The organism is Chryseobacterium sp. MDT2-18, assembly GCF_030815285.1.
Taxonomy (GTDB): domain Bacteria; phylum Bacteroidota; class Bacteroidia; order Flavobacteriales; family Weeksellaceae; genus Kaistella; species Kaistella salivictor.
In genome coordinates, this window is the sequence record NZ_JAUSWQ010000014.1 from 64494 (window position 1) to 76441 (window position 11948).

The 11948-nt window shown below is 37.7% G+C and carries 14 protein-coding genes; 5 read left to right on the plus strand and 9 right to left on the minus strand.

What is annotated here, in order from left to right; all coding sequences use genetic code 11:
* Positions 1–346: 346 nt before the first annotated feature.
* The 7 genes from nadA to QF004_RS12960 form a co-directional block, all read right to left on the minus strand.
* The gene (gene nadA / locus QF004_RS12930; protein ID WP_133439766.1) at positions 347–1366 is read right to left on the minus strand and encodes a quinolinate synthase NadA; all 1020 of its coding nucleotides are present in this window, start codon (positions 1364–1366) and stop codon (positions 347–349) included.
* A 34-nt stretch (positions 1367–1400) separates the two neighbouring features.
* Positions 1401–1703, minus strand: coding sequence for a helix-turn-helix domain-containing protein (locus tag QF004_RS12935; protein ID WP_133439767.1), 303 nt, complete (start codon positions 1701–1703; stop codon positions 1401–1403).
* Complete coding sequence (locus QF004_RS12940; protein WP_307427049.1) at positions 1678–1854, minus strand: type II toxin-antitoxin system RelE/ParE family toxin; 177 nt, start codon at positions 1852–1854, stop codon at positions 1678–1680. Before QF004_RS12940 ends, QF004_RS12935 begins: the two co-directional genes overlap by 26 nt.
* Positions 1791–2015, minus strand: a complete 225-nt coding sequence (locus QF004_RS12945; RefSeq protein ID WP_307427011.1) for a hypothetical protein — start codon at positions 2013–2015, stop codon at positions 1791–1793. The genes QF004_RS12940 and QF004_RS12945 overlap by 64 nt, the downstream gene beginning before the upstream one ends.
* A 112-nt stretch (positions 2016–2127) precedes the next feature.
* Positions 2128–2859 (minus strand): NAD(P)-binding domain-containing protein, encoded by a 732-nt coding sequence (locus QF004_RS12950; RefSeq protein WP_307427014.1) that lies wholly within the window; start codon positions 2857–2859, stop codon positions 2128–2130.
* Entirely contained in the window at positions 2856–3419 is a 564-nt protein-coding gene (gmk, locus tag QF004_RS12955) for a guanylate kinase (RefSeq protein WP_307427017.1), read from the minus strand. The genes QF004_RS12950 and gmk overlap by 4 nt, the downstream gene beginning before the upstream one ends.
* Before the next feature lie 339 nt (positions 3420–3758).
* Positions 3759–4616, minus strand: a complete 858-nt coding sequence (locus tag QF004_RS12960; RefSeq protein ID WP_307427020.1) for a YicC family protein — start codon at positions 4614–4616, stop codon at positions 3759–3761.
* A 322-nt stretch (positions 4617–4938) separates the two neighbouring features.
* Between QF004_RS12960 and QF004_RS12965 the strand changes: the two genes are divergently transcribed.
* The 3 genes from QF004_RS12965 (at position 4939) to QF004_RS12975 (ending at position 8320) form a co-directional block, all read left to right on the plus strand.
* Positions 4939–6015 (plus strand): PASTA domain-containing protein, encoded by a 1077-nt coding sequence (locus tag QF004_RS12965; protein WP_307427022.1) that lies wholly within the window; start codon positions 4939–4941, stop codon positions 6013–6015.
* 66 nt (positions 6016–6081) lie between these two features.
* Complete coding sequence (locus QF004_RS12970) at positions 6082–7140, plus strand: RluA family pseudouridine synthase (protein WP_307427025.1); 1059 nt, start codon at positions 6082–6084, stop codon at positions 7138–7140.
* A gap of 235 nt (positions 7141–7375) precedes the next feature.
* Positions 7376–8320 (plus strand): PorP/SprF family type IX secretion system membrane protein, encoded by a 945-nt coding sequence (locus QF004_RS12975; protein WP_133439774.1) that lies wholly within the window; start codon positions 7376–7378, stop codon positions 8318–8320.
* 299 nt (positions 8321–8619) lie between these two features.
* Here QF004_RS12975 and QF004_RS12980 read toward each other — a convergent pair whose 3' ends face one another.
* Positions 8620–8916 carry a type II toxin-antitoxin system RelE/ParE family toxin gene (locus tag QF004_RS12980; protein WP_282904748.1) on the minus strand — a complete coding sequence of 99 codons (297 nt, stop codon included), beginning with the start codon at positions 8914–8916 and terminating at the stop codon, positions 8620–8622.
* Positions 8906–9136 carry a hypothetical protein gene (locus QF004_RS12985; protein WP_307427033.1) on the minus strand — a complete coding sequence of 77 codons (231 nt, stop codon included), beginning with the start codon at positions 9134–9136 and terminating at the stop codon, positions 8906–8908. Before QF004_RS12985 ends, QF004_RS12980 begins: the two co-directional genes overlap by 11 nt.
* Before the next feature lie 222 nt (positions 9137–9358).
* Here QF004_RS12985 and hemW point away from each other — a divergent pair, with 222 nt between their 5' ends.
* Both hemW and murI read left to right on the plus strand, forming a co-directional pair.
* Entirely contained in the window at positions 9359–10483 is a 1125-nt protein-coding gene (hemW, locus tag QF004_RS12990) for a radical SAM family heme chaperone HemW (RefSeq protein WP_307427036.1), read from the plus strand.
* 224 nt (positions 10484–10707) lie between these two features.
* Positions 10708–11538, plus strand: coding sequence for a glutamate racemase (gene murI / locus QF004_RS12995; RefSeq protein ID WP_133439778.1), 831 nt, complete (start codon positions 10708–10710; stop codon positions 11536–11538).
* The last annotated feature ends 410 nt before the right edge of the window (positions 11539–11948 follow it).

Genomic DNA, 11948 nt, shown 5'->3' on the forward strand with positions numbered 1-11948 from the left:
AGACGCCAGGATTTTAAACAAAAATATTGTTTAAATCCAATAAGCAAATCGTTTGAGTGGGTTAAATCTCCGGTTTCATTTAGCAAATAAATTAATTTTATAAAAGTTTTATAAAAATGAGATAAGGCTATTTTAGTTAACCGTAATTAACCTTAATCTCAATGTTGAATTTAGGTTTTGGCTAAAGCAAAATTGATTTCCTTTTCTTATTAAAAGGGCTAAAGCCTGTTTCTATTGATGAATTCTAAATTGTAATGATGAAAGAATTTTCTATACTGTGAATTAATATATTGCCGCTGATTATGATTATCCTATCACCGAATCATCACATCATCAAATCATCCCATCACTTAATCGTCGTCGATAATTCAAGCATCGCTTCAATCGGTTTCAAAGCTTTCAGGCGCAATTCTTCATCCATGGTGATTTCCGGCAATTCGTATTTCATGCAGAGATAGAGTTTTTCCAGCGTATTTCTTTTCATGTAAAAACATTCCGAGCAGTTGCAGCTTTCATCGAAAACCAAGGCCGGCATCAGTTTTTTATGCGGAGCGCGTTTTTGCATTTCGTGAAGAATTCCCTCTTCGGTGGCTACGATGAATTCCTGCGCATCGTCTTTTTCCACAAAATTTAAGAGCGCAGAAGTAGAACCGACGAAATGAGCCAGATCTAAAACAGGCGTTTCACTTTCCGGATGCGCGATGAGTTTTGCGTGAGGATGATCGGCCATTTGTTGGGCGATTCTCTCCATGGAAAAGGCTTCGTGAACGATACAGCTTCCGTCCCAGAGAATCATGTCGCGGCCGGTTTTCTTCATTAAATATTTCCCCAAATTTTTGTCCGGCGCGAAAATAACCGGTCGGTCCTCCGGTAACGAACGGATGATGGTTTCGGCGTTGGAGCTGGTAACGATGATGTCTGATTCTGCTTTGGTTTCGGCGTTGCAGTTGATGTAAGTTGCAATTAAAGCGTTCGGGTGTTTTGCCCGCATAGCCCGCAATCCTTCGCCGCTGCAACCGTCTGCAAGCGAACAGCCGGCCTGCGTATCGGGAAGGACTACTTTCTTTGTAGGATTCAGGATTTTAGCTGCTTCTGCCATAAAATGAACGCCACAAAAAGCAATCATATCGGCATCGGTATCTTTCGCCGCACGTGCCAACTGGAGGGAATCGCCCAAATAATCGGCAATGTCCTGTATGGCTGCAGGTTGGTAATAATGCGCCAAAATCACGGCGTTTTTTTCTTTTTTAAGATCTAAAATGGCTTTTACCAAATCTTCACCCTGCGGAATGATTAAGTCTTTAATATTTAAAAAACCTCTTACGGGAAGGTTGGCTTTTGCGGTGTCTAAATTTTCTGTGCTCATGCGAAATTCTGTTTAAGTATGGTGTTTCTTAAAATTAATAGGCGGGATTAAATTCGATTTTCAAACCCAATGCCTCGATTATTTTATAAAAAGTTGAAACTTTAGGTTCTGTTTTGCCATTTTCAATTCTTGAAATATAAGATTTGTCGGCACCAATTTTGTCTGCCAATTGTTCCTGGGTCATGTTAGCGTTTTTTCTGGCTTGCTCAATAATTTGCCCGGTATAGAAAGCCATTGCTTTCTCTTGGAATTTTTTGCGCTCTTTAGTTCCGTATTCGCCATGTTTCTCGGCAAGAACTTTACTGTAGCTTCTAATTTTCGGTTCTTTTGTGTTCATAATATTGAGCCATTATTTTTAAAGCTTTCTCTACCTCTTTTTTTGGAGTTTTCTGAGATTTTTTCTGAAATCCATTGAAGAGAACAACTAATTTTCCCTCATCAAAACAAAAGAAAACTCTGTAAATATTGCTTTGATATTCGATTCTAATCTCGAATAAACCATTTCAATATGTTTCACAAATTTTTCTGAAATCCTTTCCTGAGTTTCAATGATATCAAAAATATATTCTATTTTTTCAACAACTTTCGGATGAAGTTTCTTTATAAAATCATCAAAATAATGACCGAAAGTTATGATTTCTCTAATCATCGCAAAGTTACTAAAAGTTGTATAATTGTGCAACTTGTTTCGAGCGGGCAATTGCAGTCAAATTTTCAATAATGTCTGCTCCAAACCTGAATACAAATCTATTGTTTAATGCTTAAAAACATTTAGGATTGGGATGTATAAATGTATAATTAAAATCTTGAATCAAATGCTGGGACGAAATAATCCGTTGCGGTAGCATTCCTGTTTTATCGCTGTTGCTTTTATTTTCCAAATTCAGAACCTCTCCTATTGACGGATGTTCCGGAGCAACGACATTGTAAGTTTCTGCTTTTATTTCAGAATGAATCAGTTGTTCTGCGATCGCTACAATATCTTCGTAATGAATATAATTGGTGGGTTTATCAGGGTTTTCCGGCAATCTGTTTTTAAAGAAATTTTGGAGCGACCGTTCGTTACCCATTAATCCGCCAAACCGCAAAATAGTGGTTTGCGGATATTTCTTTCGGACTATATTTTCTGAAGTGAGAATATCGGTTCTTAAATTCTCGGTGTCGCTTTCAGTGAACACTTTGTCTTCCTGCGGATAAATTCCGGTAGAGCTGAAAAAGATGGTTTTTGAAAATTGCTCATCGAGTTTTTCAAAACCCCGATGCCAGTCATTTCTCGAAACCGGCATGCTGAAAACCGCAATGTGGATATCGTTTAAAAAATCAAAATCAACCGTTGATTGAAAGTCGAGCAGATGAACTTCTGCCGCCGCTTTCTTCAGGGGAATTATTTTACCGGGTGTCGTGGTGGTGGCAATGACATGGTGCTTTTGATCAGTCCAGTATCTGGCTAATTTTTCTCCAACCCAGCCGCAGCCGATAATGGCGATTCTCATGATTTCAAAAACTGCATTATTAAATTATCAATTTCAATTTTAGCCACTTCCAACTGATCGTTGATTACAATTTTGTCAAATTCATTTTTAAAAGAGATTTCTTCTGTTGCTTTTGCAACACGCAGGTGAATGGTTTCCAGGTCGTCGGTTCCTCTTGCAATCAATCTTAATTCCAAAGCGGCTACCGAAGGCGGCATAATGAAAATAGACAATGCTTTGTCGCCGAAATATTTTTTCAAGGCAATTCCGCCCTGAACATCCACATCGAAAATAACGGCCTTTCCGCTGGCCCAGATGCGTTCGACTTCTGATTTCAAAGTCCCGTAATATTTGTCGGTATATACTTCTTCAAACTCCACGAAATCCCCCTCAGCAATCTTCTGACGAAATTCTTCAGGAGTGATAAAATGATAATCGATACCTTGCTGTTCTTCGCCTCTCGGATTTCTGGTCGTACAGGAAATTGAAAATGCCAGTTCCGAAAAATGTTCGAGACAGTGTTTTACAAGAGTGGTTTTTCCACTTCCGGAGGGTGCGGAGAATATGATTACTTTGTTCATTGGTTTTTTTAATTTTTGAGAAGACGGATAGATGATAGACGGATAGATAATAGATGGGTGAATGATGAACGATAGACGGGTAGATTATAGATAATTATTCATCTCCGATTTTGGTTTTAATTTTTAGCGCAAAGGAATACAAAGATTTTATTTATAAAACACCCTATTTTTAGTTTTTTTCAAGTTCGAAAAGTTGATGTCCGCTTAGCACAAAGTTCGTAAAGATTTTACAATTACTTCTAATTACGGCAATCAATGCTGTGGTCTTTCATCTATCCGTCTATCGTCTATTATCTATCCGTCTATTATCTAATATCTTCTAGTCTATTATCTTTTAGTCTACAATACGTTAAGCGTCTGTTCCTTTATTTTTTCCAGATCATCTTTCATCATGACCACGAGTTTTTGAATTTCTGCGTGGTTGGCTTTGGAGCCGAGGGTATTGATTTCTCTGCCGATTTCCTGAGAAATAAACCCGAGTTTTTTGCCGTTGCAGCTTTCTTCAATCATTACTTCCAGATAATATTTTAAATGTTGGGTAAGCCGGACTTTTTCTTCAGCGATATCCAGTTTTTCAGTATAATAAGCCATTTCCTGATAGAAACGGGTTTCGTCGATCTGATCAAATTCGTTGAGTGATTTTCGGTAGCGTTCTTTTACCGCATCCATTCTCACTTCTTCGTAAGGTTTTATCTGATGGAGGCAGTTCTCAATTTTGTTGATATTCCGGTGCAGTTCTTCCTGTAGAATTTCACCTTCTATCCGTCGGAAATTGTCAAATTTCGTTAAAGCTTCTTCTAATAACTCGATTAAAAAAATCCATTCGTTATCATTGAGTTCATCGCTTTTGGAAGAAATGGCTTCCGGCATTCTCACCGCCATTTTCAGATATTCGAAATCGGGACCGTCTCCGGCCACTTTTTTCAGTTCCTGCATATACGCCTGCACCAGATCGTGATTAATATTCACATCACTGGCGTTATTGAGGGATTCGATATTCACGTAGCAATCAACTTTTCCACGGAGAACCCGGTCGTTGAGTATTTTGCGCATTTCGAATTCTTTCTCTTTATATCTTAATGGGATTTTGATGTTTAAATCAAAAGATTTGCTATTGAGGGATTTAATGTCGACGGTTATTTTTTTACCTTCGAAAACTCCTTCGCTTCTGCCGAAGCCGGTCATGGATAAAATCATGTATTTGCTTTATCTTACAAAGATAATTATTTCAAATCTTTTAAACTTAAAAAAAGAAAGATCAAAGCCTTTTTAAATCTTAAAATGAATAAATGCTGTGCCGCAGGTTAAAATAAGTGTTTCCAAAACCATCTTTATGAAAAAGCCCACACAGATTCCGTAGATTCCCAGTTTAGTCAAGCTACCCAATATTATTCATTACCCATTACTTATTACCCATTAAAACATGAATCAACTTATTAAATTTTGACGGCTCTGAAATTTTCGATAATGACAGAAAAGATTATTTTATATATTTGCACTTAATAAAAGATTTATAAATATGCTTAAATCGTTCTTCCATTGGAAAGTCCTGGTCAATATACTTCTAGCGGCTGCCATCTTCGTAGGGGCAGTTTGGCTGACATTTCGTTGGTTAGAAATTCATACGAACCACGGAAAAGAAATCGCAGTACCCAATGTGATGAATAAATCGGTGCATGAAGCCATTAAAATTTTAGATGATTCAGGCTTGGGATACGAAGTCGACAGTTTTAAATACGACCCCAAATTCAAACCTTTTCAGGTTTTACAAATTTATCCTTCACCGGGTTCCCGGGTGAAAGACGGCAGAACGATCGTACTGAAAGTGAATCCGAGAACCTATGCACAGGTTTCAGTACCGGATATTTTAGACCGTTACAAGGGCTTGGCATTTAGGCAACTGGAGCAGGTCGGGTTGAAAATAGGCGATACCATCTATGAGCCGAGTATCCAGCGTGATGCTGTTTTGAGAATGCTCTACAATGGGTCGGTTTTGAAGCCTGGTGCCCTGTTACCGAGATTCACAACGATTGATCTGGTCATAGGTGCAGGGCCAAAAAGAAATATCAGCGTGCCGAATCTGGTGGGTTTAACCGTACAGGAAGCGAAATTAATTATTGCGCAAAATTTATTCGAAATAGGATTAATCGAATATGAAGATGGCGGTGGCGATGAATCAGATATTGTGTACTACCAGGATCCGGCAGCATTTGATGTGAGGGATCAGGGAATGCAGATTGATCTTTGGGCCAGTAAAAAAACGCCGGCGGAAATGCGCGGAAAAATCTCACAGTTGAATTCCATTTATCGAATTAAAGACAATTACGAGCCTCGGAATTACCAGGAAGCACCTGTTTATAATGAACCTGTGCCCAACCGGAGTGAACCTTTGGAAGAAACGCCAAAAGCGGTTGTGCCAAAAGTAGAAACTCCAAAGCAGGAAGTGAAAAAGCAGGAAATACCAAAAACAGCGGCGGAGCAAAAACCAAAAGCCACTGAAGCGAAACCGAAAACCGCTACAACTCAGGCACCGGCAAAGGCAACTCCTGCAAAAACAGAAGAAAAGCCCAAAGTTAAAAAGGTGATTGTTGAATAGTTTTTTAATACATCTCTCACTAAAGCTTCAACCGAAAATGTTGGAGCTTTATTTTTCAAAAATACAATGACAGAAGACAACGAAAATTTCGCGGAAGACGATTTTCTGACTCAGGACTCCAACGAAACTGAATCGGAAGGTCTCTTTGAACATCTTTCCCTCACCGTTGATAAAGGCCAGGAATCGGTACGGATCGATAAATTCCTGGTGAATTTCCGGCAAAATTCTTCAAGAAATAAAATCTCGCAAACCTGCCGTGCGGGGAACGTCGTGGTCAATGGTTCGCCGGTTAAGCAGAATTACCGCGTAAAACCCGGGGATGAAATTTCCGTCCTGCTTACCAAGCCGCCACGGGAAAATATCATCATTCCACAAGATATTCCCATTAATATCGTTTATGAAGATGACGATGTGGTCGTGGTAGATAAAGCAGCAGGAATGGTGGTGCATCCCGGTCATGGGAATTATGACGGAACTTTGATCAATGCGCTGGCTTTTCATTTTGAAAAAAACGGGATAAAATCAGATCTGGACCGCGTTGGGTTGGTGCACCGGATTGATAAAGACACCTCAGGCCTTTTAGTCATTGCCAAAAATGAATATGCCCTGAGTTTTCTTGCCAAACAGTTCTTTGACCGTACGACCAAAAGATTATACTGGGCGTTTGTCTGGGGGAATATGGAAGAAGAGCAGGGAACGATTCGTGGAAACATCGGCAGGCATCTGAAAAACAGAATGCAGATGGCCGTTTTCGAAGACGGAACTTTGGGGAAACACGCTGTTACTCATTATAAAGTCATCGAGCGTTTCCGGTACATCACCTGGGTAGAATGTAAACTGGAAACCGGCAGAACCCATCAGATTAGGGCGCATTTCAAACATATCGGGCACACTCTTTTCAATGATGAAAGATATGAAGGAAATCAGATTTTAAAAGGAATCAATATGCCGAAGTACAAACAGTTTGTGAAAAATGTGTTCGAAATTTTGCCCCGTCACGCCCTTCATGCCCACACGCTTGGATTTATCCATCCGACGACCGGGAAAGAAATGTATTTTGAAAGTCCAATGCCGAAAGATATGGACGATGCCCTGAATAAATGGAGAAAATATTTAGAATCTTAGAGCCTTTTTAAGTTGTAATAAAACCACATAAGAATTAGTTTTCACTTTGAAAAATATTTAGAGCAGTTTAGAAAATCTTTGATTTTAAGAACTGATGTGAACTTTTAGAAGTAGTTTTTACCTAAAGCTTTTGTGACTTTGTGGTTAATTTATTGTTAAATTTAAACAGGTTCTAAATAGAATCTTAGTTCCATAAAAACTTTTTATCTTTGCTAAAATTCACGCAACTCTTATTATGAGAAAAATATATACGTTATTTTTCGTGGTGGTCTTTCTCGGAAGCTACAAAAGCCAGGAAACATTGCCATTTTATCAACAGTATCTGCTTGGCGGCGATTTTCTTTTTAATCCCGCGCTCTATGGTAGTACCGATGATGTTGTATTGAATTTAAACTACCAGAAGCAGTTTTCGAATTTCGATCAGTCGCCCAATGTACAGTCGATCGGGATGCACGCCAACGTAATTGACAGATTGGGAGCCGGATTGTCTTTTTTCAGAGATCAAAACGGGCCGATTTCTTCCAACGGCATTTCGGCAGGTGCTGCTTATTTTATTCCTATTGATGATGATGGCGAGCGAAAAAACCAATTCTCTTTTGGGACGAATGTGAATTTCTATAATATGAATATCGACTTGGGCATGCTGAATCCACAGGATCCCGGCGACCCGGTTTTAAGTTCAAATTCCCTCTTTCTGGTCTATGCCAATCTTGGGATGGCGCTCAATTACCGTAATTTTTTCGCAGGAGTTTCTGTGAACGATATCGCTTTAAGCAATGATATTCCTATTGTGAACGGTATTGAGCCCGAACCGACCAAGGTTCTGATCCACACGGGTTATGACTGGTATGTGACCGATGAGTTTTATGTAACACCGTCTGTTTTGGCCAACTTTAATACCAATTCATCTAAACTGGTGGATCTCAATGTAATGGGAACCGTTAACGGAGACGAAAACTCCTTTTCAGCCGGAGTGAGTTTTAGAACAGCAATCAATAAATTCGGAAATCAAAGTTTAGGATTTTCTCCGGTTATCAAAGGAACGGTGAATAATTTCTTTTTCGGGGCCACTTATAATTTCGGACTTTCTGATATTCAACAATATGCCGGCAGCAGTTTCATGCTGAGTATCGGTTATAAATTAGAAAATTTCATCAATACGAGAGGGTACCGGTATTAATTATTATATGCTTTTTGTTTAATTTTTTTTATAATCACTAATTATAATGATTATTCAAGAATTAGAAGAAAGATTTTTTATTGTATGCTATATGCTTGATCATAATGAATTCTATTTTTTTTAGCAATTATAGAATATTTTGACAATGATTATTATGGATATGAACATTATAATTTCATTAGTTATAAGTATACCTTTAGCATTAATACTTACTGCCAAAAGACTTCTTGCCATATATAAGCCAAATAAGAGTAATAAATAATCTAAAAGCCAACTCCTAAAAGTGTTGGCTTTGTTATTTATAAATTAGGATATTTCTGCGGATCTTGGTTGGTGTTAAAAACAGAATAAATGTAAACCAATTTTTCCTCTTCATCAATCGTGAAAAATAGGATATAAGGAAACGATTTAAAAGGAATCGCTCTCAAGTTTTTATATCGAAATTGGAAGAAAGGATTTATTTCCAAAGATTGATAAGCCAGTTCTAATTGTTCGTCAAAAGATTTCATTACCGAATAAGAAATCTCTGAATAATATTCATAGGCTTGATCTATTTCTTCCTGAGCACGATTAAGAATAACGAGATTATAACCCATGTTTTTGACGCAGTTTATCCAAAGCTTTTCTTGCAGGAATAAAATCTTTTTTATCGGATTTTATTCTTTCATCAAGGTTTTTTTTCTGCGGATCCGAAAGTTGAAAAAGGTCTGAATTATCATTTATTTGATATTTTTTTTCCAATTTTTTCCAGTCTTCAATTGGGATAAAAACACCAGTTGGGTTTCCTTGTGAATCATTGATGTATTGTAAATTCATGGTATTCCAATTAAAAGATTAATGAGTTTTCTACTTTAAAAAAATAAATTTAAGTAGAAAAATTGTAGAGTACAAATTTAATGCATTATAAATTTAAAACAATGAAAAGAAAAAATAGATATTCAACTGAATAATTTTTACCTTTGAAAATTAAGTGCATTACAGAAATTTTTCACTTCTTAACCTTGGCTCTTTTCACTTTTTCCCTGGCTCTTATTTAAAATGATTTACCTCCATATCCCTTTCTGCAAACAAAAATGCAGTTACTGTAACTTTCATTTTTCCACTTCTTTACAATATAAAGAGGAGATGATTTCTGCGATAAAAAAAGAAATTTCTTTAAGAAAAAATGAGTTGGAAACCCAGGATTTAAAATCCCTCTATTTCGGTGGCGGAACTCCTTCTATTCTTAAAGCAGATGAACTTCAGTCGATTATTGATGAGGTCTTAAAACATTTCTCTTTTGATTCCAATATTGAAATTACCCTGGAAGCCAATCCCGATGATTTGGATAAAAACTTTCTTAAAGAATTATCAAAAACGCCTTTTAACCGTTTGTCAATCGGGACCCAAAGTTTTTTTAATGAAGATTTGAAATTAATGAACCGCGCGCACAATGCAGGCGAAGCTGAAAGTTCAATTAAAAGAGCGCAGGATTTTGGTTTTGAAAACATCAGCATCGATTTAATCTACGGTTCACCGACTTCAAGTTTCGAAATATGGAAACAGAATCTCGATAAAACTATTGAACTTCAGGTGCCGCACATTTCTTCTTATGCACTGACGGTTGAACCGAAAACAATTTTGAATGCCTGGATCTCTCAGGGAAAAATCGCCGCTCCAAAAGAAGCGGAGCAACATGAGGAGTTTTTCTACATGACCGATTTTCTGAAAGATCACGGTTTCGATCATTACGAAATATCCAATTTCGGAAAGCCCGGATTTCATTCCAGACATAATTCTGCCTACTGGAAATACCGGGAATATCTGGGCATCGGCCCTTCCGCACATTCCTATAACGGGCGAAACGAAAGAAGCTGGAATATTGCCAATAATAAGCTGTATATCAATTCTTTAAATAAAAATATCTTGCCCAGAGAAACGGAACTGCTCTCCGAAAAAGACCAGTTCAACGAAATGTTGATGATTGGGTTGCGAACAACCTGGGGCGTAGATTTGTCTGCCTTAAATGAAAAATTCAGTGCCGAACTTTTGGAGTATTTTCAAAACCAAATCAAATCCAAACTCGATGATGGACTGCTGATGATTGAAAATAACCATCTTATTATTCCTGAAAAGCATTGGTTCCTGGCAGATGGAATTGCTGCTGATCTGTTTATGGTGTAGGGAGTTGCGAGGTACGGGTTGCGGGTTCGTGGTGCCGGTTCGAGGTTCGAGGAGTTTTTTTGAACACTAATGGTACAAATGGTTTCACTAAGAGCATCATTTTGTTTGTCGTAAATGCTTTTAAAGAAATTCACCATTCACCCATATTCACCATTCACTTTACTTGCCTTCTTTTTACTTTTTACTTGGCTCTTTATTCGTATTTTTGCAGAAATTTCTTCCCCTTGAAAACGATAAAACCAGATTTCAGCCATCTTTCCGCCAACCAATCCATCGGGATTTTCGACTCCGGTGTGGGCGGATTGACCGTTGCCAAAGAAATTAAAAGATTACTTCCTCATGAAAATTTAATCTATTTCGGCGATACCAAACATCTTCCGTACGGTGAAAAATCCAGGGAAGCCATCGTGGGATATTGTACGAAAATCACCGAATTTTTATTGGAGAAAAATTGTAAAGCCATTGTAATTGCCTGTAATTCTGCGACCGCAAATGCGTTAACAGAAGTGTTGGCATTGGTTAATAATCAAGTTCCGGTGATCGATGTGATCAATCCGGTTGCTGAAAAAGTATCTTACGAAATACATAATAATGTGGGGGTGATTGCAACCAAAGCAACGGTCAATTCAGGATTGTATAAAAAATCGATCCGCAAGCACAATAAGTTTATTAAAGTCGATGAACTGGCGACTCCGCTTTTGGTGCCCGCCATCGAGGAGGGTTTTCGGAATCATCCGATTACGCATTCTATTATTTATAATTACCTGAGCAACAGTAAATTGAAAAATATTGAAACCCTGATTTTAGGCTGTACCCATTATCCACTTTTGCTGAACGAAATCAAACAATATTACGGAAACCGCGTTCGGGTAATCGATTCACCGAGTATCGTGGCGAATCAGCTGAGAATTATTCTGGAGAAGCATCATTTGCTGAATGAAGAAAATCCAAAACCTACTTACCAGTTTTACCTTTCAGATATTACCAAAAACTTTGAGAAGATCTCTAAGAAATTCTTTGGTAAAACCATCGATCTGGAATTGAAAGTACTGTAAGAGTTGGTGCTGGTTTTCTTATACTGAAAAAGATGCAGTTTTTTAAAGGTGACTTGTATAAATACTGAAGATTTTTAACGCAAAGACGCAAAGATTTCACTTAACATTCTTCATAAAATTACGGACGCAAAGGCGTTTCACTTAGCAAAGGTAAAACGTTTTATAACCAATTATAAAAAACGTTTTATAACCAATTATAAAAGGAGGTCTGAGTTTCTTTAAACCACAAAAGGCGCAAAAGTTTAATTCTAAAAAGTCTTTCAAAAGGTGGCAAAAGCTTTTCTAAAAAAAATGCCACGAATACACGAATTCTTCTGTTACCGCTAACATTTATTCGTGCATTCTTCCAAGGGACAGCTTAATATTCTTAATTCCTTCATCGAATCTTAATGGTTCAATTGCTGCTGATG

What these genes read in the sequence shown, in the direction of transcription:
- nadA (WP_133439766.1), bottom strand. Translation starts at nt 1,366, where the DNA reads ATGAGCACAGAAAATTTAGACACCGCAAAAGCCAACCTTCCCGTAAGA.
- QF004_RS12935 (WP_133439767.1), bottom strand. Translation starts at nt 1,703, where the DNA reads ATGAACACAAAAGAACCGAAAATTAGAAGCTACAGTAAAGTTCTTGCC.
- QF004_RS12980 (WP_282904748.1), bottom strand. Translation starts at nt 8,916, where the DNA reads ATGGGTTATAATCTCGTTATTCTTAATCGTGCTCAGGAAGAAATAGAT.
- QF004_RS12985 (WP_307427033.1), bottom strand. Translation starts at nt 9,136, where the DNA reads ATGAATTTACAATACATCAATGATTCACAAGGAAACCCAACTGGTGTT.
- QF004_RS12970 (WP_307427025.1), top strand. Translation starts at nt 6,082, where the DNA reads ATGACAGAAGACAACGAAAATTTCGCGGAAGACGATTTTCTGACTCAG.
- QF004_RS12945 (WP_307427011.1), bottom strand. Translation starts at nt 2,015, where the DNA reads ATGATTAGAGAAATCATAACTTTCGGTCATTATTTTGATGATTTTATA.
- hemW (WP_307427036.1), top strand. Translation starts at nt 9,359, where the DNA reads ATGATTTACCTCCATATCCCTTTCTGCAAACAAAAATGCAGTTACTGT.
- QF004_RS12950 (WP_307427014.1), bottom strand. Translation starts at nt 2,859, where the DNA reads ATGAGAATCGCCATTATCGGCTGCGGCTGGGTTGGAGAAAAATTAGCC.
- gmk (WP_307427017.1), bottom strand. Translation starts at nt 3,419, where the DNA reads ATGAACAAAGTAATCATATTCTCCGCACCCTCCGGAAGTGGAAAAACC.
- QF004_RS12975 (WP_133439774.1), top strand. Translation starts at nt 7,376, where the DNA reads ATGAGAAAAATATATACGTTATTTTTCGTGGTGGTCTTTCTCGGAAGC.
- QF004_RS12960 (WP_307427020.1), bottom strand. Translation starts at nt 4,616, where the DNA reads ATGATTTTATCCATGACCGGCTTCGGCAGAAGCGAAGGAGTTTTCGAA.
- QF004_RS12965 (WP_307427022.1), top strand. Translation starts at nt 4,939, where the DNA reads ATGCTTAAATCGTTCTTCCATTGGAAAGTCCTGGTCAATATACTTCTA.